The organism is Plantactinospora soyae, assembly GCF_014874095.1.
GTDB classification, from domain to species: domain Bacteria; phylum Actinomycetota; class Actinomycetes; order Mycobacteriales; family Micromonosporaceae; genus Plantactinospora; species Plantactinospora soyae.
Genome location: NZ_JADBEB010000001.1, coordinates 526,155 through 548,877, shown reverse-complemented (window position 1 = coordinate 548,877; position 22,723 = coordinate 526,155). Strand labels below are relative to the sequence as shown.

Sequence of the window (22,723 nt, the reverse complement as noted above, 5' to 3'; positions counted from 1 at the left end):
GAAATTGACGTTGGTTATGATTCTGGTGCGGGCTTCTCCCCGTCTTGTCCATAACCGCGTGCACGCTGTTCGGCGGAAAGGAGACAGACATGGCGGACGTCTCCGACGGCGGACCGGTGCCGGTGCTCCGCGCCGTGTTACGGCTCTGGGACGACCTGCGCAACGGCGTCGACGCCGAACTCCTCGGCCAGCGTCTCGACCAGACCGCGATGCGCGCGGTCGGCGGGCACCTGGAAACCGGCGACGGTCAGCTCTGCGCACCGTCCGAGCTGCGTCGGCAACTGGTGGACTGGCTGCGTCCCCGGAAACCGGCGGCCAGGGGATCGGCGGCCGCCGCCGACTTCGGGGCCTTCCTGGTCTCGTGGGGACTCTCCATCGATCCGGAGTGGGTCGAGCACTGGCGGGCGACCGGGTCGCCACGGTGCGTGGAGCCGGATCCGCACCTGGCCCGTGCGGTGGGCTGGGGCGACGATCGTCCGGCCCGTGCCGGCGTCCTCCACCACGTCTACCTCGACGGCGTCGAGCTCTTTCCCGACCGGGCCGCCGGGAAGTTGGTCGACGCGGCGGTCGAACGCCTCCTGAACGCCACCGCCAGCTGGGGAGAGCCCAAACACAGCCGCCTCGAGCACGACATGCGCCAGTGGCTGCGCGAGGCCGTCGGCAAGATGGGACTCTTCGACACCTCCGCTTCCAGTGCCGCCGGTCCGGCGGCCACCCGGGAGGTCACGAGACTGGCGGTGACGATGGCCACCGGCGCCGCGCTGGGCAGCTACGCCAGCGTGCAGCTCGACGTCTCCAGCCAGGCGGACGAGGCTGTCCGGGCGGTGGCCGCCGCCGTACTTCCACATTGGTGCGACCCGCCGGAACTGCACGAGCTGCGACGGCTCTGCCTGGACTACGACATCCTCGCCGGACAGCACGGGGAGGGACCCGATGACGACCTCGGAGTCGGGTTCGCCGACTTCCGGGCGGTGTTCCGGACCTTCGCCAGCAAGGCCCGCGACTTCCGCGACTTCCGGGGCGTACGGGGCGATCCGGAGCGACATCCGGTCGAGGCGGATCCGGTGGCCTTCCGGCGGCTCGCGGTCCTGCTCGACCTGGCAGTCGCCGACGTGCGCGACAACTCCTCCGCCATCCCACGCCGGGTCGAGACCGAGATCGCGGAGTTGGTGCGCCAGGCCGGAGAGCTGCTGGAGCGCCAGCGCGATACCAGCGAGATGCTGGAGTTGCAGCGGATACTGCGCGGCCGGGCGCCGACGGGCGGCGATCGTCGCCAGCGGTCCCACAGCACACTCACCTATCTGGAACGGCTGTTGACCGATCTGTCGACGGACCGGCGACAGGGCCGGGCCGTGCCGAGCCGGTCCGACCGCCCGGCGGGCTGGCGGGACGTCAACAAGCTCGTGACGAGCGTCAACAGCTACCTCAAGGACGGCCACGAGCCACCGGAGCAGATCCTCAAGCGACTGGCCGCCGACATGCCGGCCGCGGTCACCGCCCTGACGTCGAGCCAGGGCGGCGGAGGGGAGCTGGACCTGGATCCGGCCGAGGCCCGCTGGCGGCTGCTCGTCGGCGCAGGTGACGCGCTCGCCAAGCGACCGGACGTCTACGAGAGCGTCATTGTCGGGGGCTCCTTCGCCGAACTCGGCTGGGTCGTCGCGAACGAGCACGCGCCGGCGCCGATGCGGCTGCGGATGGAGCAGGTACAGGTCGCGTTGCGGGGATCCGTGAACGGCAGGATCAAGGATGATCTGAGCGGTGTCGTCGCCCGGATCCTCCGGGCCCGCCCGCTCGCCGACAGTAAACACGCGAACTTCGACGTGGCGCAGCGCGCCGCCCACGAGTCGGTGGCGTACGGGACGCGGGCGCTGCGGGACGTGATGGCCAGTCCGGAGCGGACGGTGCACCGCATCGTCGCCGCCCTGACCGGCCTCCAACTCTCCCTGCTCCAGGCCGGCGGCGTCTTCGTACGCAGTGCGGAGACCGAACTCATCGTGCCGATGGGGCGTCGACGCACCGCCGCCCAGCGTCAGCGGCACGCCGAGTACATCCGGGACCTCGCCACCACCTCCTACACCTACATCAACCTCGCGGTCGCCCGGCTGTACGACATCGAGGGCGTGGTCCGGGCCGGTCTGCTGCGCCGGGACGAGCTGAACTACCCGAACACCGCCGCGGCGTCGACCGCGGCGATGGCCATGCGGACGCTGATGCTCTGGGCCACGATGCAGCTCAGCTGCCCGGACAAGGTGGCGGACGACGTCCGCAAGCTGGTGCCCAGCATTCCGGAGCAGTTCCGTCAGATGCTGACCCTGGAGCACCTGGGCAGGCTCAACTTCGCGGACATGACCAGGATCGCCATCCACTACGCCTTCCTCAGCAACGACCTCTCGCATCCGGCGGCCGGGGCGAAGAAGGTGCACCCGGACACCCCGCCCCACCTCGGCTCGGGTGCCGCCCGGCTCGACCTGGCCGCGTGCGGTCGCTACCTCGTCGACAACGGCTTCGACACGGGGATCCTCGATGTGCTCGAGGTGGAGGTGGTCCGCAACACGCTCAACGAGACGAGCGGCGGCCGCTTCGACGAGTGGTGCGCCGGCTACGTCAACCCGAAGCGACGTACGCCGACCCGGTTCCGGCGCGGCGACGTGTCACATGTCGCCACGAGACTCTGGGACTCCACCGTCGGATGGTGACGATCGACGCGGGCGACGTTCCGCGCTAGGTCCCCGACCCCTCCTTGACCAGCACCTCGGCCGCGTCGACCAGCAGTCGGCGGGCGGACCGGATCGCCGACAGGGTCTCCTGGAGCAGGTACTCGGCGGTCTGCGGCCGGTCCTTCCACTCCGCGCCGTACCCCACGGTGTCGAGGTCGACGCCGTGCGGCAGGTACAGCCGTCGGATCCCGTCGAACGCCTGGAACGGTACGAACACCTGGGTCGTCACCACGAGGACCCGTTGCCCGAGTCGCGGCTGTGCGTACCGGGCCCACAGGCGCAGGGTGTCGGCCGTGTCCGGGCGCAGCGGCGGGCGTCCCGTACTCGCGGAGTACACCGAGCCGACCGCCTGCCCGTCGGCGTCGGCGAGTGCGACCCGCCGTTCGTGGGTGAAGGCGGGTGGCGTCTGGTCGGCCCGGGGCAGGCTGCCGGCGGACCAGTTCGGGCAGGTGTGTTCGGCGGAGGAGCAGCCGCACAGGAACGTCACTTCCGCCGGCTCCAGCCCGAACTCGGTCCGGACGGCCCCGATCATCAGGTCGAACTCGTCGGCGGCGCCCGGGGCGTACGGCTCGACGACCGGCCGTTCCGGCGGTTCGTCGAGAAGGAACCGGGGACTGCCGAGGAAGTCGACCTCACCGAGGACGACTCCGGACGCCTGTAGCTGTGCCGCGTACCGGGCGCGGAACAGTGCCGATCGGTAGCCGCCGCCGAGCACGAGCGTCCTGGCGTAGCGACGTGATCGCGGTGGACGTGGGCTCACCAGGCCGAGCGCGTCGGTCAGCCGTAGGACCTCGGCGCGGGTCTCCGGGCTGAAGTCCGCGTGCGCCGCCTGTGCGCGTTCCCGGTAGGTCGAGCCGTCACTCGTCCGGAAATTGAAGTGTCCGGCGGCCGTCTGCTCGATGGCGAGCGCCCGGCGGAGGACCTCCACCTGCTGCTCCGACAGGCTCTCGGCGGACGGATCGGTCCGGGACAGCAGCGGGTCGAGCCATTCGGGCAGTTCCTCGTCGAGCCGGCGCCAGTCGCCGCGGTCGGTGTGCCCGTCGAAGAGGTCGAGCAGTTCGGTCATCGCCCCGCTGAACAGCCAGCTCTCGACCAGGGCGAAGGCGTGGTCCACCCGCTCGACCGTCCGCCCCGCCGCCGGCGCTCCAGGTATGGCCGCGTCCGCCGTCACCTCCCGCACAGTACCGGCGGCAGTTGATCTCTTCAACGATTCGTCGATGCCGTACCCGCAGGTCGCAGGGGTGTCACCTGGCCGCCCCCGGGTTCACCCGTTCTTGCGCCGGCTGCGGTAGGCGCGCATCGACATCTGTGAGCCACAGGCGGTGCTGCAGTACAGGCCGGACGAGTTTCGGGTCTTGTCGAAGAATCCGGTGTGGCAGGTGGGGTTCTTGCAGACCTTGAGCCGGGACCAGCCGCCTCGGCCGGCGAGGTCGGCGGCGGCGGCGAAGAGCGCCCCGAACGCCCCCGGCACACCCGTCTGGGCCGGTACGAGGGTGCAACCGTCGCTGCTGATTTTCGCGGTCAACGGATACCGCTCCGCGATGCGATGCAGGTACGCCTCGGCCTCGGATACCGACGTGTCGCTGTCGGCGCAGCCCGCGTGTGCGCGGAAGATCGTCACGAAGGTGCTCCGCAACTCGTCCGCCGCGACCGTGTCGGCGTTGGTGACCACCAGATCCCGATCCGGTCGGCCCACCCTGGCCAGCCACTCGGCCAGCCCGGCGCGGTTCCCCGGCGGTCCGGGCGGGCCGCTGTCGACGTCCCGGGTGTTGACGAAGCTCAGGATCAGATCCGAGCTCTCGCACAGGCTCGGTGGGCAGGCCTCCGCCGCGATCGGCTCCATGGGTGCACACCTCCTCCCGGCAGAGGCCAGTGTACACCCCCTCGTAGTGATCTAACTGCGTTAACCCATCACGCCTGAGCTTCCAGCCGAGATGCCGTTATTTGCAAAGGTGCTACGGTCGTTACATCGCTACCGGAGCTTCCGCCGGCCAGGTCCCCGGCCCGCTGGGAGCTCCGCCAAAGGAGAACGTCATGTCATCGATCCTCATGATCCTGACCGCGGCCAGGACGTGGAGTCAGAAGGACGGCAGTCAGCGCCCCACCGGGTTCTGGGCCGAGGAGTTCGTCGTACCGCACCGGATCCTCACCGAGGCGGGCGTCGATGTCACGATCGCCACCCCCGGCGGTCTGACCCCGGTCGCGGACGAGGGCAGCCTGGCGCCGTCGGCGAACGGGGACGACGCCGAGAAGGTAGCCGAACTCCGTGCCTACCTGACCAGGACCCAGGACCTCCTGACGTCGCCCGTGCGGCTGGAGGACGTGGACCCCGGCCGCTTCGACGGCGTGTTCATCCCGGGTGGTCACGGCCCGATGCAGGACCTGGCGGTGAACCCCGACGTGGCCCGGGTGCTGGCCGCGTTGCTGCCCGATCCCGCCAAGGTGGTGGCGTCGCTCTGTCACGGCCCGGCCAGCTTCTTCTCGGCCGGCAACCCGGACGGCAGTTGGCTGTTCAAGGGACGCCGGCTCACCGCCTTCACCGACGAGGAGGAGACGCAGGTCGGGCTGGCCGCCAACGCACCCTGGCTGCTCGAGGAGCGGCTGCGTACGGCGGGCGCGCAGTTCGAGTCGGGCCCGGCCTGGTCGTCGTACGTCGTCGTCGACGGCAACCTGGTCACCGGCCAGAACCCCGGATCGGGGGAAGCCGCGGCGGAAGCGGTCCTGCGGGAGCTGGCCGCCCGCGTCTGAGCCGCCGTACCGACCCGCCCGCGCTCCGGATCGGTCGACAACGGCGGACCGGTCGACGGCGGCGGACCGGTCAGCGGGCGGCGGAGCGGGAGGGACACGGACAACGGTCCCTCCCGCCTCGGCATGGGTGGCCGCCTTCCCACCTCAGTCGCCCTCGGGTGCGCCCGTCTCCAGCAGTCGGCCGTTTCCGAGCCGTAGCCAGCGGTCGACCCCGATCCCGGCGAGGAACCGCTCGTCGTGGCTGACCACCACGAACGCGCCCTCGTACGCGTTCAGTGCGCTCTCCAACTGACCGACGCTGACCAGGTCCAGATTGTTGGTCGGCTCGTCCAGCAGGAGGAGCTGGGGTGCGGGCTCGGCGTACAGGATGCAGGCCAGCGTGGCGCGCAGCCGCTCCCCGCCGGAGAGCACCCCGACCGGGAGGTGGATCCGGGAGCCCCGGAACAGGAAGCGGGCGAGCAGGTTCATCCGCTCTGCCGACGGCATCCCGGGCGCGAACCCGGCCAGGTTCTCCGCCACGCTGCGGTCGAGGTCCAGCAGGTCGAGCCGCTGGGACAGATAGGCGATCCGGCCGTCGGCCCGCCTGATCTGCCCGTCCTGGGGGGTCAGTTCGCCGCTGACCACCCGGAGCAGGCTGGACTTGCCGGCGCCGTTGGGGCCGGTCAACGCGATCCGCTCGGGTCCCCGGATCGTCAGGTCGGCGCCGCCGTCGGCGAAGAGCGCCCGCTCGCCGTAGCGGACCTGCATCCGTTCGCCGAGGAAGACCGTACGTCCGGCCGGGACCCTGGTGTCCGGCAGCTCCAGCACGATCTTCTGCTCGTCGCGCAGGGCGCGGCCCGCCTCGTCGAGTCGTGCCCTGGCCCCGCTGACCCGGGCGGCATGCGTCTCGTTGGCCTTGCCGGCCGACTCCTGGGCGCCCCGCTTCATCGTTCCGGCGAAGATCTTCGGCAGGCCGGCGTTCTTGAGGTTGCGTTGGGCGTTGCTGGCCCGTCGCGCCGCCCGCTCGCGGGCCTGCTGCATCTCCCGCTTCTCCCGCTTGACCTCCTGCTCGGCGTTGCGGACGTTCTTCTCGGCGACCTCCTGCGCGGCGCGGGCCGCCTCGACGTACTCGGTGAAGTTGCCGCCGTGCGAGCGGACCTCGCCCCGGTCGAGTTCGAGAATCCGGTCCATCCGGTCGAGCAGCGCCCGGTCGTGGCTGACCAGCAGCAGGCAGCCGTTCCAGTCCTCCAGTACGCCGTAGAGCTTGTGCCGTGCGTCAAGGTCGAGATTGTTGGTCGGTTCGTCGAGCAGCAGGACGTCGGGCCGCTTGAGCAGCTGTGCCGCCAGGCCGAGGGAGATGACCTGCCCGCCGCTGAGGGTGTGCAGGGCTCGGGTGAGGGAGAGCTCGCCGAGGCCGAGTCGGTCCAGCTCGGCGCGGGTACGCTCCTCGATGTCCCAGTCGTTGCCGATCGTGCCGAAGTGCTCTTCGGCGGCGTCGCCGGACTCGATGGCCGCCAGCGCCCGGAGCACCGGAGCGATTCCGAGGACCTCGGCCACGGTCAGGTCGCCGACCAGGGACAGGTTCTGCGGGAGGTAGCCGAGCACGCCCTGGACGGAGACGGTCCCGCCGCTGGGACGCAGCTCACCGGCGATCAGCCTGAGCAGGGTGCTCTTGCCGGCACCGTTCGGCGCGACGAGGCCGGTACGGCCGTCGCCCAGCGAGAAGGACAGCTCCTGGAAGACCGGGGTGTCGTCCGGCCAGGAGAAGGACAGGTTGACGCAGGAGATGGACGCATCGGACATGCGACAGTCCTCGGGTGTGATGCGGGCGGGTCAGGCCGCCCGGCAGGGGAACAGGGACCGATGGAACGACGGAAGGGCCACGGCGGTGGCGCTGCCTCGCGCCTGCCGGTGGCCGATCACTCCGGTGTCACCCGGAGATGTCGTCGTCACCTGCCACGTCTGATCTCCCTGTTCCCGATCACTGACCGCCCATGCTAACAGCGGCTTCTTCCGGCACCTTGTGGAACGGGTCGCCGGTCACCGGCGCCGCACGGGGCGTCGCTGAGCTGAGCCAGGAACATTGCAGCCTGAGCCAACTGGTGCCATGATGGCACCATGGACCTGAGGCCGTACGTCGAGAACCTGCGCAACGAGTTCGCCGTGGCCGCGGAAGGGGCCGATCCGGACGGCCGGGCGCTGGCCGAGCGGCTCTTTACGCAGTTGGAGGCGGCGACCCGGCTCACGCTGCTCAACGCGCTCTCGGACGCGGCCGACGAGATCACCCGTGAACTCGCCCCGGGCTCGGTCCACGTGCGGCTCCGGGGGCGCGAGCCCGCCTTCGTGGTGACCCCGGCCAGCCCACACGTCGACGAAGCGGACGCGGACGTCCGCCCGGCGGCGCCACCGGCCGCACTGCTGGTGCCCGAGGGCGACGACGGCGGCACCTCACGGATCAATCTCCGCCTCCCCGATCATCTGAAGGCCAGCGTCGAGGAGGCCGCCGGCCGGGCCGGCCTCTCGGTCAACGCCTGGCTCGTACGCGCCGCCGCCGGTGCCGTCGCGGCTGGCGACACCGATCACCGGCCGGTACGCCGTGCCGAAGGAAGATCCGGTCAGCACTTCACCGGCTGGGCACGTTAACGACCTCGTTTCGCCGCCCTCACCGACAGCCTGGTCGGCCCGCCCTCTTACCGCCGTTCCCGCAGCAACGGCCCATCGACGACAACTCCGGGAGACCACCATGCCTGTTTTCGACACACCAGAACCTGTCGCTGTCCTGGTCGACCTGCCCGTCGGTGACGCCTGGATCATCGCGACCGACCGGGCCGACACCGTGGTCGAGGTCCGCCCCCGCAACGAGTCGAGCAAGTCCGACGTGAGCGCCGCGGAGCAGACCACGGTCGAGTACGTCGCCGGTCGGCTGATGATCCGGGCCCCGAAGAGCTGGCGTCGGCACGGCTTCTTCGGCACGGGCCCCTCGCTCGACGTGGTGATCGAGGTGCCGAGCGGGTCGAGTGTGCAGGCCGAGGCGTCCTGGGCGTCGTTCCGGAGCGAGGGGCGACTCGGCGAGTGCCGCTTCCACACCGGAGGCGCGATCCGGCTCGACCGGACCGGGCCGTTGGAGATCGACACCAGTCACGGCGAGGTCGTGGTGGAACGCGTTGACGGTGCGGCCCGGGTCACGGCCTCCTCGGGCAAGGTGCGCATCGGCGAGGTCGACGGGGCCATCGAGATCAAGAACTCCTCCGGTGACTGCTGGATCGGGCAGAGCAGCGGGGACGTCCGGGTCAAGACCGCGTACGGCGACATCACCGTCGACCGGGCGTTGGCCTCGGTGGCCGCGCGTACCGCCTACGGCAGCGTCCGGATCGGGGAGGCGGTGCGCGGCTCGGTCGGCCTCCAGACCTCCTACGGCGCCATCGAGGTCGGCGTCCGGCGGGGTACCGCCGCGTGGCTCGAGGTCAGTTCCCGGCACGGCCGGGTGCACAACGCACTCGACGCGACCGACAGTCCGGCGGAGAGCGAGGACACGATCGAGGTCCGTGCGAGCACCTCCTGGGGCGACATCATGATCCGCCGCGCCTGATCGAACCGGTCCTGGGCGGTCGTGGTCGGCGGCGGGCGGGCCGTACCCCGCGCCGCCCACCGCGTTCCGGCGACGTCAGGTGTGTACCGCTTGCAACGGTTGTGTCGGGTGCGCCAACTCGGCCTCGATCAGGTCCGCGGCCCGGTCCGCACCGCCGTGCTCGCGCAGTTCCTGTCTGATCTGGGCCGACCGCCGCCGTACCTCGGGATCGGTGTCGAGGTCGAGCAGGATCTCCGTCAGCTCCTGGGCGGTGACGGTGGCGACGTCGACCCGCCGGGCCACGCCGAGCGCGGTGAGCCGGTCGGCGTTGTCGAACTGGTCCGCCGCCTGCGGCGCGACGATCATGGGCGTGCCGCAGTAGAGTCCCTCGCCGCTGCCGCCCATGCCCGCGTGGGTGAGAAAGGCGTCGGCCTGCTCCAGGATGGCGAGCTGGGGCACCCACGGGTGAGCCTCCACATTGGGCGGTAGCTGACCGAGCGCGGCGGGATCGACGTGCCGGCCGACCTGTAGCACCGTGTGCCAGTCGGCCAGCCCGCCGAAGGCCGCCACGCAGCGCCGGTAGAAGTCGGGATGGTCGGTGAACTCGGATCCGAGGGAGACCAGCAGCACCTTTCCCGCCGACGCGGGCCGGGTCCAGGTGCCCTGGGCGGAGCGGTCGCCGATGATCGGGCCGACGAAGCTGTAGACGGCCGGGTCGACCCGGTCGGCGTGCGGCTGCATCACGCCGGGGATGAGGGCGAGGCAGCGGGTGGGGCGGCCCTGGAAGGCGATGCTGTCGGTGACGGTGGATCCGTTGGCGGTGAGCCATTGCGTGAACCGGCGGTAGTAGTCGGCCCCGCGCGGATCGGCGCGCATCGCCTCGATCGCAGGTGCCATCTCCTCCTCGTAGCCGGTCCAGGCGACGAAGCTGGGCGAGAGTTGGACGGCCGGCACATCCCACTCCTCCCCGAGCAGCCGGGCGGGTGCGCCGGCGATGTCGTAGAGGAAGAGGTCGGGCCGGTCGTCGGCGTAGGCGGCGCGGAGCTGGGGCAGCATGGCGATCGCGTCGTCGAGAAAGATGGTCAGCCCGTCGATCGGATCGTTGCTCCAGCTCTCGTCCGGCCCCGGCAGGGTCGACTCGTACGGCTTCAGTTCGGCGCCCGTGCCCCGTACGACGTCGCCGAAGGACGGCGCATTGGCGTACGTGACCCGGTGGCCGCGTCCGACCAGGGTACGGATCACCTCCAGGCTGGGATTGACGTGCCCGTGGGCCGGGATGCTGACCATCGCGATGTGTGCGGAGTGCTTCATGGGGGACTTCCTTCCGTAACGAGACGCAACGTCTCGTCCCGGTAGTTTGCTCGTCCCGGCCGCCACTGTCAAGACGAGTCGGCTCGTCTCGTCAGCGGTGTAGGGTCCACGCCATGCCTTCTCCGAGCGGGCCCGATCCCACCCGGCGCAGCGAGCGTTCCCGCCGCGCCATCCTCACCGCCGCCGTCGAGTTGCTGGGCGAGACCGGATACAACGAGCTGACGATCGAGGCGATCGCCGCCCGGGCGGGGGTGGGCAAACAGACGATCTACCGGTGGTGGTCCGGCAAGGGCGCCGTGATCCTCGACGCGCTGTCCGACGCCGCGCTCGCCGTCGACGCGTCGATGCCCGACACGGGCGACATTCGCACCGATCTGTACGCGATCATCCGACCCACCGTCGCGGAACTGGCCGACCCGCGCCTGTCCGCCACCTCCCGCGCCCTCAGCATCGAGACCCTGAGCGACGAGGCGCTCGCCGAACAGGTCCGCGACCGGCTGCTACGACCGCAGCTCGACGCCGTGAAGGACCGGCTGCGCGCCGCGCAACTGGCCGACCAGGTACGCGCCGACGTCGACCTCGACCAGGCCGTCGAGCTGCTCTTCGGGCCGATGTACTACCGGTGGATGTTCCGGACCGGTCCCCTCAGCCAGGAGTACGCCGACGACGTCGTGGACCTCGCCCTGGCCGCCTTCGGCATCGCCAGGGCGTGAGCGCGCACGTCCACGGCAGCGGAGACGTCTACGGCATCAGGTGGACCCGGATCCGTCGGGCGTCGACCACCGCGGCCTCCAGCACGGCGAGCCTCGGCTCGGCGGAGTCGAGCAGGTGCGGATGACGCAGTGGCGCCAGTGCGGACAGCCGTCGGTCGGCCAGTACCGCGTCGATCATCGACCGGTCGCCGCCGCAGACCAGGGCGCTGACCGCGTCGTCCGGGTCGGCCGGCACACCGGGGGCGTACGGCAGCAGGACCCGTACGGCGATGTTCGTGGCCCGGGCGGTGGCAGCATCGGCCTGGTTGGCGCGCCGACGGGCGAAGCGCTGCTGCGACGAGCCACCCGCCGCGGTACGACCCTGCACGTAGAAGCGCTCGACCTTGGAGACGGCGATGGTCGTACCGTCCGCGACACCGGCGGCGACCGCGCCCTTGCGAGCCAGCAGTACGGCGATCCGGGGCGGCCGGACGACGCGGGCCAGCAGCGTGTCCACATCCGGTACGTCGGCGAGCCCGGGCGGCGGATACAGCGTGGCGGTGTCGCCGTTGCTCAGGCCGGTCAGCATCAGTCCCTGCTCGGTCGCGCCGTCGTGCCGCCCGTAGAAGCCGTCGATCCAGCCATGGATCCGCTCGGGTGAGATCTCCACCCAGCGTCCGCCACCGGCGGCGGGCCGCGCCTTCACCACGTGAACTCCACCCGTCGGGGAACGGCGGTCTGCACGACCCATGTTCACACGCCGCCTCCCCGACGCTACGGGGGATCGCAGCGGGTGTGCCCATCGGCAAGGGTCTTCGCGCGGTGTTCCGCCGGTCAGCCCTGGGCGTCTCCCGGCTTCAGCAGCCCCAACACGCTGGAGAACTGTCAGACATCCTGTCCGCCCTTCCTGATGGCCTCGACGACGCTCGCGATGCCGTCACTGCCGTGGCCGCCGGCGCCGGCGCGCACCAACAGGGCCTTGACGACCTCCGGTACGTCCGTGCGCAGCCCCTGGACGCCGCTGGCCTGGACGAGATGGTCCATCGCCGCCGCGTGCACCTCCACGGTGCCGTCGTCGTCCGGGTAGCGGCCGTCCTCGATCTGGCGCGCGTGATCGGACATGAGCGAGGTGACGAACGGCATGTGACCGGTTGCCACGGCGGCGAACACCGTCGGGTCGACGCCTTCCGTGCCGACCAGGGCGACGGCGTGGTAGAAGCCCGCCAGTGCGCCCCAGGCCAGGCCGAACAGCGCCGTGTCGTACAGCGAGGCAAGCGCCGGGTCGGTGCCGAGGTGTACCGGGTTGCCCAGGCTCGCCAGCACCGCCCGGTGCGTCGCGAAGGCCTGCGCGGAGCCACTGAAGACGAACAGCGCCTCCGCGCGCCCGACCAGCCGGGTCCCGCTCATGGCGGCCCCGTCCAGATAGCCGGCGCCCTGTCCGTCGGCCCAGCCGGCCAGCTGCCGGGCCGCCTCCGGGGTGCCGGAGGTGAGGTTCACCAGGACCCGGCCCGCAAGGTGCTCGCCGGCCGGCACGAGCAGGTCGTGCACGGTGTCGTAGTCGGGCAGGCAGACGACCACCAGCCGGCTGGCCGCGACCGCCTCGGCCGGGGTGGCCGCGCCGACGGCACCCTGCGCGACGAGGGCGTCGGCCTTCGCGGCGGTGCGGTTCCAGACAGTCGTGCGATGGCCGGCGGCGAGGAACGCCTGGGCCAGCCGGGCGCCCATCTGCCCCAGGCCGATCACCGAGACCTCGGAAAGTTCCTGATTTTCGTTGCTGGACATGCGGGAGGTTCCTTGTCTTCCGGGATCCCGCGGGGCCGGTGCCCTGCGGTGTGTGACCAATGTGCCGTCGAGCCCTGTCGGAGTCCTGTCGGTGGGCTGTCGGTCTCGGACGGACCCCGCCGGGCGGTGGACTAGCGTGTCGCCGTGTACTTCTCGGTGCTGGGACCGCTCGCCGTCCTGACCACGGACGGCAGGCCGGTGGACGTACCGGAGGCGAAGGTCCGGGCCCTGCTGGCCGATCTGCTCGTGCACGCCGGACAGCCCGTCTCCACCGACCGGCTCGTGGACGATCTGTGGGGCGACCGGCTCCCGGGCAACCCGGCGGGCGCCCTGCAGACGAAGATCTCCCGGCTGCGCGGGGCGCTGGCGCAGGCCGAGCCCGGTGCGGAGACGTTGGTGGTGTCCCGGCCGCCGGGATACCTGCTCCGCGTCGGTTCCGGTGACGTGGACGCCGGACGGTTCGCCGAGATGACGGCCGCCGCGTACGGGACCGCCGATCCACGTGCCAGGGCGGACCTGCTGGCGGACGCGCTGGCGCTGTGGAGGGGAGAGGCGTACGCCGGACTCGGCGACGCCGAGTTCGTCCGGATCGCGGCCCAGCGGCTTGCGGAGCAGCGGCTGACCGCGCTGGAAACCCTGGCCGAGACCCGCCTGGAACTGGGGGAGCACCACGCGCTGATCGGTGAGCTGGGCGAGTTGGTGGCTCGCCATCCGCTGCGTGAACGGCTGAGCGCCATGCGGATGCGCGCGCTGTACCTCGCCGGTCGGCAGGCCGAGGCGCTGGCCGCCTACACCGAGCTTCGCGTACGGCTGGCCGAGGAGCTGGGGGTGGATCCCGGCGCGGAACTGGCCGCTCTCCACCAGGCGATCCTCGAACAGGACCCGGCGCTGGAGCGGGTCAGCACCGCTCGGACGCCGGTCAGCACCGCTCGGCCGCCGTCGTCCAGCGGGGCGCGAGCCGGTCTGCCGGCCCCGCTCACCGACCTGGTCGGCAGGCATCAGGCGGTCGCCGCCGTACGCGGATTGCTGGACGTCAGCCGGCTGGTGACCCTGACCGGACCCGGCGGAGTCGGGAAGACCCGGCTGGCGGTGGAGACGGCGGGAAAGGTGCCGGCCTCCTGCCCGGACGGCGTCCGGCTCGTCGAGTTCGCGGGATCCTCACCGGCGGAGGAGCAGGTGGGCGCCGCCCTGGGGATCCGCGAGGACGGCGTGGTGGGCATCGAGGACGCGCTACGTTCTCGCCGGCTTCTCCTCCTGCTCGACAACTGCGAGCACATCGTCGAATCGGCCGCCGCCCTCACCCGCCGGCTGCTCGCCTCCTGCCCGGGGCTGCGCATCCTCGCCACCAGCAGGGAGCCGCTCGGACTGGCAGGGGAGACGGTGTGGACGGTTCCACCACTGCCGCAGACCGACGCCGAGCGTCTGTTCGCAGCGCGTGCCGGCGCAGCCGTACCCGGCTTCGTGGTGACGGAGGAGAACTCCGAGGCGGTGGCGACGATCTGCCGCCGCCTGGACCGGATCCCCCTCGCCCTGGAGTTGGCCGCCACCAGGGTACGGGCGCTCGGCGTGCACGAACTGGCCGGCCGTCTGGACGACCGGTTCCAGGTGCTGGGCAGCGGGCACCGTGGTTCCCCGTCGCGTCAGCGGACCCTGCGCGCGGTGATCGACTGGAGCTGGGAGCTGCTCGAGGAGGACGAACGCGTGGTGCTCCGCCGGCTGGCGGTACACGCCGACGGCTGCACCCTGGCGGCGGCGGAGGCGGTCTGCGGCCTCGGCGGCGGCACACTCGACCCGTTGGTCCGGCTGGTGGACCGTTCGCTCGTCTCGGTGGTCGACGGACCTCGCTACCGGCTGCTCGAATCGGTCGCCGCGTACGCGCTGGAGCGCCTTGCGGAGTCGGGCGAGTCCGACCTCGTCAACCGACGCCACCGGGACTACTACACCGAGCGGGCCGAACTGGCCGCCGCTCACCTGCACGGCCCCGAGCAGCGGCGGTGGCTGGGACATCTCGACGACGAGACCGCCAACCTGCGTACCGCCCTGGAGCATGCCGTACGGGAGCGGGATGCGGGCGGTGCGGTGCGGCTGGCCTCCGCCCTGACCTGGTACTGGTTCCTGCGTGGACGGCGCACCGAGGCGCGACGGTCGCTGGCGGCGGTGCTGGAGATTGCCGAGGACACCCCGACCGAACTCTGGCGTGCGGGCTACGCCCTTCTCGCCGGAGACGGCGACACCGCCAGCGCGCCCACGGTGATCCTGCCGGCCGCTCCGGACGACGGGGATCGGGCCGGTCTCGGTCGAGCTGCCTGGTTCCTCGGCATGGCGTTCCTCGACACCGGCGAGGACCTGGCCCGCAGCGAGAGTTGGGTGGCCCGGGCTCTGTCGATCGCCCAGGGAGCCGGCGACCGCTGGGGGATCGCCGCGGCTCAGAGCAGCGTGGCCATGCACGCCCTGATGCGGGGTGACCTCGCCGTACTGCGCAGCAGCGGTGAGCAGAGTCATGCGGTCTTCCGGGACCTGGGCGACCGCTGGGGGGAGCTACGGGCGAGCTATCCGCTGGCGGCACTCGCCGAGATCACCGGCGACTACGAGCGGGCCGCCCGCCTGCACCGGGACGGCCACCGCCTGGCCGAGGAACTGGGCTGCTGGACCGACGCCGCCGACCGGCTCACCGGGCTCGGCAGAGTCGCCCTGCTCGTCGGCGACCTCGAACGGGCCAGAAGACTCCACGAGGAGGCGATGCGGCTGGCCGACGAACACGGCTACCCGGCCGGCCGGGTGCACGCCGAGATCGGGCTCGCCCTCGGAGCCCGACGGGAGGGCAGACTCGACGACGCCGACGAGCACCTGCGCAACCTGCTGCAATGGCATCGTCAGGTCGACTTCGGTCCGGGACCCGCACTGCTCCTGGCCGAACGCGGCTTCATCGCCGAACAGCGCGGCGACCCGTACGCCGCCCTCGCCCTGCACCGGGACGGCCTCGCCGTCGCACGGGCCGGCGGTGACCCCCGGGCGATCGCTCTCGCCTACGAGGGACTGGCCGGCGCCCAGGCGCTCGCCGGCCGGCCGGTGCAGGCCGCCCAACTGCTGGGTGCCGCGGCCGGGCTCCGCGAATCCACCGGTGCGCCGATGCCGGAGGCCGAACGCGGCGACGTCGAGCGCATCACGGCCGGCACCCTCGATGCCCTGGGCCGGCAGGCGTTCGCGGAAGAGTTCTCGGCCGGCGCCGCCGACGAGACGACGGCCCTGGGCGCGGTGTGGAGCTAAGAACCCGGGTACGCCCCGCGACCGGGCCGCAGGCCGGTACGTCCGCCCTCAGCCGCCCGGTGCGGACTCGACGTGGTTGAACCTGTGCGCATGGACGGTCACGGCGGCCAGGAAGGCGGTCAGTGCCGGAGCCGGCGGGGTGTCCCGGGTGACGGCGACCAGGCGGCGGCGCAGGGTCGCCTCGGCGACATCGCGGATGGCGAGAGCGGGATCGTCGGCCGGTAGGGTCAGCGCCGGCATCAACGCGACGGCCGCCGCGGCACGGACGAGTTCGAACTGTACGTCGGCGTCGCCAGAGCGGTGGCGCAGGTCGGGCTCGTACCCGCCGAGGGCCCGGCAGGTCCCGACGACCATGGCGTGGTGCCCGGTGCCCTCGGCGGAGGCGGTCCACACCTCGGACCGCAACTCCGCGACCGCGACGGGTCCGCCCGGCCCGGCCAGTGGATGCGTTGCTGGCAGCACCACCTTCAGCGGCTCTTCGAGCAGGACCGTGAAGCGCAGCCCGCCCGGGCGGGGACGGGGGTGCCCGTCGTACTCGTCACCGATCGCCAGGTCGACCGCGCCCAACCGCAGACCCGGCAGCGCCTGTTCCAGTTCGAGTTCGAAGATCTCCGTGCGTACCTCCGGATGGTCGGCCTTCATCCGGGCCACGGCCGGTACCAGTAGCCGACGGGCGGCCGATTGCAGTCCGCCGGCCCGTACGGTGCCCCGGATGTCACCGCCCAGCGCGGCCAGGTCCGCTTCGGCCGCCTCGGCGGCCGACAGCAGCACCCGGGCATGCCGGGCCAGCAGGTGCCCGGCGTCGGTGAGCCGTACGCCGCGCCCGGCCTTGACGAACAACCGGGTACCGACCTCCTTCTCCAGCAGGGCCAGCTGCTGGGAGACCGTCGACGGGCTGTAACTCAACGCCGTGGCGACCGCGCCGAGGGTGCCCCGCTCCTCGAACTCCCGAAGGAAGCGCAGGCGGCGAAGATCCAACGCAACCATCCGGGAATCCTAACGAATAACCTCCACGAATCATCGCTAGACCCGAACGGTTCGGTGCCCGATGCTCGACGACATGGGTCCGGCACTCTGTCTCGTCTCCGCGGCGTGTTTCGGCGCTATGGCGATCTTCGGCAAGCTCGCCTACGACGCCGGCGTCTCGCCCGGTGCTCTGCTGCTGGTGCGCTTCAGCCTGGCGGCGGCGCTGCTGGGGATGGTCCTGCTGCTGCGGCCGGGGCTACGCCGGGTAGGGCCGGATCCACACCGAGCCGAACCGACCGGTCGGGCACCGGCGGGGCGGGGCCGGGTGCTGGCCACCGCGATCGGACTGGGCGCGGTCGGGTACGCGGCGCAGGCGAGCCTGTTCTTCTCGGCGCTGCAACTGATGGATGCCTCGCTGCTGTCCCTGATCCTCTACACCTACCCGGCCCTGGTGACCGTGGCGGCGGTGCTGCTCGGCCGGGACCGGCTCACCCGCCGTCGGTCCGCCGTACTGGTGGCCGCGTCGGGCGGAACGCTGCTGGTCCTGCTCGGCGCCGGTGGCGTGAGCTTCCATCCGCTCGGGGCGTCGCTGGCCTTCGGTTCCGCGATCACCTACACGATCTACATTCTCGTCGCGGACACCGTCGTGCACCGGCTGCCACCGGTGGTGCTCTCCGCGTTGGTGATGACCGGGGCCGCCGGCACCCTCGGCGTACGTGCCCTGTTCAGTGGCGATGTCGACCTGGACTTCGGGGTGCCGGGATGGTTCTGGCTGAGCTGTATCGCCGTCGTCTCCACCGTCGTGGCGATGCTGACCTTCTTCGCCGGCTTGAAGCGGACCGGTCCGTCGACCGCCGCCATCCTGTCGACCTTCGAACCGGTGGTGACCACGGCACTGGCCGCGCTCACCCTCGGCGAGTCCCTCAGCCCGGTACAACTCCTCGGTGCCGCCCTGGTGCTCTCCTCGGTCGCCGTCCTACAGGTTCGACCGAGTCGTACCCCGCGCCAGGCCCGGGACCCGCTGTCCGATGAGCCCGCCCCCGATGCCCGGGAGGCGCTGGATCCGGCACGGGACGGCTCCGGTGACCCGGCGGCGGCAGCGCGGTAACCGAGGACAGCTACTGCGACATCCATCGAACATCTTCTTAGCGAATCGATTCAGTCCCCCTGGGTGATGAGTATCACACATGCAAATATTTCGATTGCTTTGGGCATTCCTGGCCGCTGAGACTGGACGGACCGGACGATTGGCGAGCGCGGGGGGCGCCGGGCGACGTGACGCTCTGCCTTCCGTGGGCGCACTACCTCCAGATCGGAGAGTCATGTCGCAGTTGCTCAGCCGAAACACCAAAAGACGCGTCGTCTTCCCCGTCCTCGTGGCAGTCGTGACAGTTGCCGGAACACTGTCCGTTCCCATCACGGCCTCGGCGGCGCCGAAGGAGGACCCGGCGGGCCCGACCATCACCACCCACGCCATCCGAAAGACTCCGGATCAACTCCGCGTGTTCTGGACGCCCGAGCGTCTGAGGCAAGCGGCCGCGAATCCTGCCCCGGCTCCGAACGTCCGGCCGGGAAGTCAGCCGGAGACCGGAAAGGGAACCATTCTGGAACCGGGCGGGGCGGAATCGACGGCTTCGGCTGCTCCAGTGGCCCCCAAGGGCTTCACGGACGCCCGCTCACCCGCCGCGCCCTTCGCGGCACCGGCGGCGGTCAGTCGCTCCCAACGTGTTTCCAATGTCACCGCATGGCCGACGAGTGCGGTGGGCCGGCTGTTCTTCTCGAATCAGGCGGAGACGGCGTGGTACAGCTGCAGCGCGACGTCCATTGTCACCGATAGCCCCAACGCGGTATGGACGGCAGCGCACTGCCTTCATGGACCAGCTGGTCCGGGATGGTTCACCAACTACATCTTCATTCCGGCCGACAGTGGCTCGGACATCCCGTACGGCTATTTCCAGGGCGTCAATCTCATCGCACACAACGAGTGGACCAGCGGCAGCTCGGACCGGAGGCAGGGTGCGGACATGGGGATCGTGATCGTGACGCCCGGGTCCGGTCAATCGCTCAGCCTCAGCGACACCGTGGGGGCCTGGGGCTACCGGTTCCTCGGCGAGACGGGTTTCAGCAACGCCCGCTCGTTCGGGTACCCGTCGGATGGATACAACAGGCCCGACTCCGACTTCAGTCAGGGCGATTACATGATGTACTGCGAGGGCAACACGGCCGATGCCGCCAACGGGAACCCTCTCGACAACCGCCTTCGGATGGCGTGTGACATGGGTCATGGGGCGAGCGGCGGGCCTATGGCGATCAACGTCGGAACGAGCCCTCAGATCATGGGCACCAACAGTCATCGCGCCGTAGACACGAATGACAACTTCATCGACAACTGGCTCAACTCATCCAACCACGGCCTTGTCGCCACCGCCCTGATCAGGTACGTCAACGACAACTGGTGACAGCGGTTCGCAGGGCCCGTCGCATCGTCTGCGGGCCCTGCGTCCACAATTCAGCCGACTACCTGCGCCGTTCCGTCGGCGTTGACCGCGATCTGGCCCTGCGGCCTCATTCCGCCACACTCACCCGGAGAATCAACCATCTTCGGATCGAGCGTCAACGTCCGATCGACAATCCGGTCGCCCGCCTGATCGGTCAGGGTCACGGTCACCTCGACCGGGCTGGACGGCATGTCGGGGAGATTTGCGAAGCCCGCCTTCTCGCCGGTGGGCTCCGCGCGTGCGGCACAGACGGCATCAGGTCCGCTTCCGGTGCAATCCTCGTCGACGGAGCCGGAACTCGGCCGCAGGACGACCGGTGGGGTCTGGCAGGAACCGTTCCAACACACGGTCATCTCCGCCGTGTCAACCCGCTCCGCGATCGCCGCGTCGACGGTGATGCCGATTCCCCTCGGGACATCAATCAAATAGCAGGTTTCCCCTGAAGTACGGGTGCACGCCGACATAGCGGTGAGGATCAACGCTGCGATCACCACTGATCTGCTGCTCGGCATGAGCACTCCAATCGGGAAAGCACCGTGGGGACACGGCAGAGCGCCTCGCCACGTCGTTATCGTCGCAGAGCGGCATCGTCTTGGGCAACGAGGCGGTGAGCCTGACCCCAGCTTCCCGACCGGCCCCCAGGGCTGAGGCGACACCACCCGCGCAGGGCAGTTGGCGCGAGGGGTGGCGGACCGCTCAGGCCAGGCGGAACGTGACCGCGTATCTGCCGCGACTGGCCACCGGTGGCCGTAGATCATCGGACCCGACCGGAGATACGAAAATCGCCCCTGACCGGGTTGGCGCCGGGTCGGGGCGTTTCTGTACTGCTCTGAACTGGTGCCCCGGCTAGAGACAACCTGCACGGCTTGACCGTGACGTTGCCTGGGTTGAGCTGCGCCGATGCGCGGGCTGACCTCGTGTTCGAGCTGCCAAGGCGGTTGCAGGTTGGCGGTTCCGAACGGTGCTTCGTGCGCTGACGGCCGGCCCGTTGCCGGCGCCCGCACCATGCCCTCCCTGTCGGCCAGGACGCATCAGATCTTGCGAGAGAGTCGTCGGAGTGTCCGCATGTCGGATCGGCGTACGTCTCATGGCCGTCTTCGCCGTTGCGGTTGGCTGGCCATGTCTGCGCGGTGATCTTGTGTCTGCCGGCAGCGCGCACCGATGAGGTTTTCGCGCCGCGCCCGTCTGTACGTATGAGATCGACCTACGAGAGGCTGGCACGATGCGGAAACTGACCTTCGGCATGAATGTGACCCTGGACGGCTACATCGCCGCGCCCGGCGACGACCTCGGCTGGAGTGGGGGTGAGGGACCGGACTCGTCGTCGAGCGACGAACTGTTCCAGTGGTGGTCCGACCGGGTGGGGGCGACGGGCCTGGCGCTGTATGGGCGCAAGCTGTGGGAGGCGATGAGTTCCCAGTGGCCGACCGCCGACCAGCAGCCCGGCGCTACCCGGGCGGAGATCGAGTTCGCCCACCGGTGGCGGGACATGCCGAAGGTGGTGTTCTCCTCGACGATCGACAAGGTCGACTGGAACACCCGCCTGGTCACCGGCGACGCGGTCGCCGAGATCACCCGGCTCAAGACAGAGGAAGGCGGCCCGATGGACATCGTCGGCGCGACGCTCGCCGGGGCGGCCATGAGGGCCGGGCTGATCGACGAGTACGTGCTGGTCACCTACCCGGTCCTGGTGGGCGGCGGCACGCCGTTCTTCACCGCGCTGGACAGCTGGGTGAAGCTGAACCTCGTGGAGACGCGGACATTTCCCGGCGGTGTACTGCTGACCCGATACGAGACGAGGCGATGAGCACGGGCCAGTTGCACGGTTCGTGAGGCCGGGTCGAAATCCTTCCTGACGTTCTTCGGGCATCAAGATGCCCCGCCGGCGTTGCCGGCGGGGCGGTGGTGTTCGCGTTGTCGCGTTGGTGTTCAGCTGGTCGGGGTGCTCATTCCGCGGTGACTTCGGTGACGCCGGCCCGTGGCGCGGGACTCGTCGACGACGGGGACTTGTCTGATCACAGTTTTGGGGGCAGGTCCAGCCATGGTTTGTCGGTGGCGTCGAATCCGGTGAGCTCGGCGATCTTCCCGTCGACGATGTGCAGGACCGCGATGTTGAACAACCGGTACTCCGGGTCGTCAGGGGTGCGGAGATAGAGCGCGGCGGCGGGCATGCGGTTGACCGTCGTGGCGATACAGCGCCAGTCGTCGTAGCCGGGCTGGAAGAGCCCACCGGAGACCCAGCCGTCCACCGCGTCCTTGGCCGTGATGACCGAGGTGCCCGCCTCGGGCAGCATCACGAAGCGCAGGTCGTCGCGGAGCAGGGACATCAGCCCGTCGAGGTCGTTGCGCTCATGGGCGTCGATGTATGACTTCACCACGCCGCGCTCGTCATTCGACAGCTCGTGGGCGGCGGGGCTCCGCCAGTCGAGGCGGCGGTCGGGCAGCTGCTCGCGCATCGTCACGCGCGCCCGCTGCAGCGCGCTGGTCAACGATGCGATGGTCAGATCGAGGGCGTCGGCGGCCTTCGACGCCGGCCAGCCGACGACGTCGCGCAGGATGAACACCGCCCGCTGCCGCGGCGGCAGGTGCTGGACGGCGACGATGAACGCCAGCTCGATCGTCTCCCGCGCCACCACAGATTCCTGCGGGTCCTCGGGGAGCATCCGGTCGGGGTACGGCTGCAGGTACAGCACCTCGGAGCCGGAGTCCGGCAGCCCGGACGGTACGGGTGTGCGGTCATTGCGCTTCTCCAGGAAGTCAAGGCAGACGTTCGTCGCGATCCGGTACAGCCAGGTCCGCAGCGCAGCGTGGCCCTTGAACGACTCCCGCTTGTTCCACGCTCGCAGGAACGTCTCCTGCGTCATGTCCTGGGCGTCCTCGTAGTTCGCAAGCATCCGGTAGCAGTGCACCTGCAGCTCACGCCGGTGGCGCTCCGTGATGAGCGCAAACCGCGCCGTATCGCCTGAGCGAACCACCGCGATGAACGAGGCCTCGTCAGCGCCCAGCGGTCTAGCGTCGGTCATGGTCAGCAATCCTTCCACCGGTGCGAGGGGGCTACCAGAACCGACGACGTGGCGGAAGAATTCTGATCGGTGAAGCCGCTGACACCGGGCCGTTCGTCAGGGCGGCAGCGTCGGTCCTGCCCCCGGGGCATTTGACCTGCTAGAACCTGCGCTTCCGCCTTTCACAGTTGTG

General features: G+C 70.5%; 18 protein-coding genes. 9 read left to right on the top strand and 9 right to left on the bottom strand.

Translation table 11 applies throughout. The features are described from left to right. Nucleotides 1–89: 89 nt before the first annotated feature. Nucleotides 90–2,696 carry a hypothetical protein gene (locus tag H4W31_RS02395; RefSeq protein WP_192765141.1) on the top strand — a complete coding sequence of 869 codons (2,607 nt, stop codon included), beginning with the start codon at nt 90–92 and terminating at the stop codon, nt 2,694–2,696. 25 nt (nt 2,697–2,721) lie between these two features. Here the strand turns inward: H4W31_RS02395 and H4W31_RS02390 are convergent, their stop codons facing one another. Further along, nucleotides 2,722–3,888 carry a hypothetical protein gene (locus H4W31_RS02390; RefSeq protein ID WP_192765140.1) on the bottom strand — a complete coding sequence of 389 codons (1,167 nt, stop codon included), beginning with the start codon at nt 3,886–3,888 and terminating at the stop codon, nt 2,722–2,724. A gap of 93 nt (nt 3,889–3,981) precedes the next feature. Then, on the bottom strand, nt 3,982–4,560 hold the full coding sequence (locus H4W31_RS02385) for a CGNR zinc finger domain-containing protein (protein WP_192765139.1): 579 nt from the start codon (nt 4,558–4,560) through the stop codon (nt 3,982–3,984). Nucleotides 4,561–4,751: 191 nt separating this feature from the next. Here H4W31_RS02385 and H4W31_RS02380 point away from each other — a divergent pair, with 191 nt between their 5' ends. Continuing rightward, on the top strand, nt 4,752–5,465 hold the full coding sequence (locus H4W31_RS02380) for a type 1 glutamine amidotransferase domain-containing protein (protein WP_192765138.1): 714 nt from the start codon (nt 4,752–4,754) through the stop codon (nt 5,463–5,465). A gap of 144 nt (nt 5,466–5,609) precedes the next feature. On the opposite strand, the gene abc-f is transcribed toward H4W31_RS02380, so the two are convergent. After that, on the bottom strand, nt 5,610–7,247 hold the full coding sequence (gene abc-f, locus H4W31_RS02375) for a ribosomal protection-like ABC-F family protein (RefSeq protein ID WP_192765137.1): 1,638 nt from the start codon (nt 7,245–7,247) through the stop codon (nt 5,610–5,612). 315 nt (nt 7,248–7,562) lie between these two features. Here abc-f and H4W31_RS02370 point away from each other — a divergent pair, with 315 nt between their 5' ends. After that, the gene (locus H4W31_RS02370; protein ID WP_192765136.1) at nt 7,563–8,087 is read left to right on the top strand and encodes a hypothetical protein; all 525 of its coding nucleotides are present in this window, start codon (nt 7,563–7,565) and stop codon (nt 8,085–8,087) included. 100 nt (nt 8,088–8,187) lie between these two features. After that, nucleotides 8,188–9,033, top strand: coding sequence for a DUF4097 family beta strand repeat-containing protein (locus tag H4W31_RS02365; protein WP_192765135.1), 846 nt, complete (start codon nt 8,188–8,190; stop codon nt 9,031–9,033). 75 nt (nt 9,034–9,108) lie between these two features. Here the strand turns inward: H4W31_RS02365 and H4W31_RS02360 are convergent, their stop codons facing one another. Further along, nucleotides 9,109–10,323 (bottom strand): macrolide family glycosyltransferase, encoded by a 1,215-nt coding sequence (locus tag H4W31_RS02360; RefSeq protein WP_192765134.1) that lies wholly within the window; start codon nt 10,321–10,323, stop codon nt 9,109–9,111. Nucleotides 10,324–10,436: 113 nt separating this feature from the next. Here H4W31_RS02360 and H4W31_RS02355 point away from each other — a divergent pair, with 113 nt between their 5' ends. Next, the gene (locus H4W31_RS02355) at nt 10,437–11,036 is read left to right on the top strand and encodes a TetR/AcrR family transcriptional regulator (RefSeq protein WP_192765133.1); all 600 of its coding nucleotides are present in this window, start codon (nt 10,437–10,439) and stop codon (nt 11,034–11,036) included. A 28-nt stretch (nt 11,037–11,064) separates the two neighbouring features. On the opposite strand, the gene H4W31_RS02350 is transcribed toward H4W31_RS02355, so the two are convergent. Together H4W31_RS02350 and H4W31_RS02345 are read right to left on the bottom strand one after the other, a co-directional pair. Further along, nucleotides 11,065–11,724, bottom strand: a complete 660-nt coding sequence (locus tag H4W31_RS02350) for an acVLRF1 family peptidyl-tRNA hydrolase (protein ID WP_192765132.1) — start codon at nt 11,722–11,724, stop codon at nt 11,065–11,067. 176 nt (nt 11,725–11,900) lie between these two features. Next, entirely contained in the window at nt 11,901–12,797 is an 897-nt protein-coding gene (locus tag H4W31_RS02345; protein WP_192765131.1) for an NAD(P)-dependent oxidoreductase, read from the bottom strand. A 144-nt stretch (nt 12,798–12,941) separates the two neighbouring features. Between H4W31_RS02345 and H4W31_RS02340 the strand changes: the two genes are divergently transcribed. Next, complete coding sequence (locus H4W31_RS02340; protein ID WP_192765130.1) at nt 12,942–16,064, top strand: AfsR/SARP family transcriptional regulator; 3,123 nt, start codon at nt 12,942–12,944, stop codon at nt 16,062–16,064. A gap of 48 nt (nt 16,065–16,112) precedes the next feature. On the opposite strand, the gene H4W31_RS02335 is transcribed toward H4W31_RS02340, so the two are convergent. After that, a complete protein-coding gene (locus H4W31_RS02335; protein WP_192765129.1) occupies nt 16,113–17,051 on the bottom strand; it encodes a LysR family transcriptional regulator in 939 nt (312 codons plus the stop codon). 61 nt (nt 17,052–17,112) lie between these two features. Between H4W31_RS02335 and H4W31_RS02330 the strand changes: the two genes are divergently transcribed. Together H4W31_RS02330 and H4W31_RS02325 are read left to right on the top strand one after the other, a co-directional pair. Beyond that, the gene (locus H4W31_RS02330) at nt 17,113–18,138 is read left to right on the top strand and encodes a DMT family transporter (protein WP_225945361.1); all 1,026 of its coding nucleotides are present in this window, start codon (nt 17,113–17,115) and stop codon (nt 18,136–18,138) included. A 214-nt stretch (nt 18,139–18,352) separates the two neighbouring features. Continuing rightward, a complete protein-coding gene (locus H4W31_RS02325) occupies nt 18,353–19,489 on the top strand; it encodes a trypsin-like serine peptidase (protein WP_192765128.1) in 1,137 nt (378 codons plus the stop codon). Between the two features lie 50 nt (nt 19,490–19,539). Here the strand turns inward: H4W31_RS02325 and H4W31_RS02320 are convergent, their stop codons facing one another. Next, complete coding sequence (locus H4W31_RS02320; protein ID WP_192765127.1) at nt 19,540–20,040, bottom strand: hypothetical protein; 501 nt, start codon at nt 20,038–20,040, stop codon at nt 19,540–19,542. A 710-nt stretch (nt 20,041–20,750) separates the two neighbouring features. Between H4W31_RS02320 and H4W31_RS02315 the strand changes: the two genes are divergently transcribed. Beyond that, the gene (locus H4W31_RS02315; RefSeq protein ID WP_192765126.1) at nt 20,751–21,335 is read left to right on the top strand and encodes a dihydrofolate reductase family protein; all 585 of its coding nucleotides are present in this window, start codon (nt 20,751–20,753) and stop codon (nt 21,333–21,335) included. Between the two features lie 208 nt (nt 21,336–21,543). On the opposite strand, the gene H4W31_RS02310 is transcribed toward H4W31_RS02315, so the two are convergent. Beyond that, nucleotides 21,544–22,569: an RNA polymerase subunit sigma-70 gene (locus tag H4W31_RS02310; protein ID WP_318782984.1), complete on the bottom strand. Its 1,026-nt coding sequence runs from the start codon at nt 22,567–22,569 to the stop codon at nt 21,544–21,546. Nucleotides 22,570–22,723 lie beyond the last annotated feature (154 nt).

Bases quoted from the DNA above. Each gene is read 5' to 3' on its own strand.
- H4W31_RS02360 (WP_192765134.1), bottom strand. From the start codon at position 10,323: ATGAAGCACTCCGCACACATCGCGATGGTCAGCATCCCGGCCCACGGG.
- H4W31_RS02385 (WP_192765139.1), bottom strand. From the start codon at position 4,560: ATGGAGCCGATCGCGGCGGAGGCCTGCCCACCGAGCCTGTGCGAGAGC.
- H4W31_RS02315 (WP_192765126.1), top strand. From the start codon at position 20,751: ATGCGGAAACTGACCTTCGGCATGAATGTGACCCTGGACGGCTACATC.
- H4W31_RS02355 (WP_192765133.1), top strand. From the start codon at position 10,437: ATGCCTTCTCCGAGCGGGCCCGATCCCACCCGGCGCAGCGAGCGTTCC.
- H4W31_RS02335 (WP_192765129.1), bottom strand. From the start codon at position 17,051: ATGGTTGCGTTGGATCTTCGCCGCCTGCGCTTCCTTCGGGAGTTCGAG.
- H4W31_RS02320 (WP_192765127.1), bottom strand. From the start codon at position 20,040: ATGCCGAGCAGCAGATCAGTGGTGATCGCAGCGTTGATCCTCACCGCT.
- H4W31_RS02370 (WP_192765136.1), top strand. From the start codon at position 7,563: ATGGACCTGAGGCCGTACGTCGAGAACCTGCGCAACGAGTTCGCCGTG.
- H4W31_RS02330 (WP_225945361.1), top strand. From the start codon at position 17,113: ATGCTCGACGACATGGGTCCGGCACTCTGTCTCGTCTCCGCGGCGTGT.
- H4W31_RS02345 (WP_192765131.1), bottom strand. From the start codon at position 12,797: ATGTCCAGCAACGAAAATCAGGAACTTTCCGAGGTCTCGGTGATCGGC.
- H4W31_RS02325 (WP_192765128.1), top strand. From the start codon at position 18,353: ATGTCGCAGTTGCTCAGCCGAAACACCAAAAGACGCGTCGTCTTCCCC.
- H4W31_RS02365 (WP_192765135.1), top strand. From the start codon at position 8,188: ATGCCTGTTTTCGACACACCAGAACCTGTCGCTGTCCTGGTCGACCTG.
- H4W31_RS02380 (WP_192765138.1), top strand. From the start codon at position 4,752: ATGTCATCGATCCTCATGATCCTGACCGCGGCCAGGACGTGGAGTCAG.
- H4W31_RS02395 (WP_192765141.1), top strand. From the start codon at position 90: ATGGCGGACGTCTCCGACGGCGGACCGGTGCCGGTGCTCCGCGCCGTG.
- abc-f (WP_192765137.1), bottom strand. From the start codon at position 7,247: ATGTCCGATGCGTCCATCTCCTGCGTCAACCTGTCCTTCTCCTGGCCG.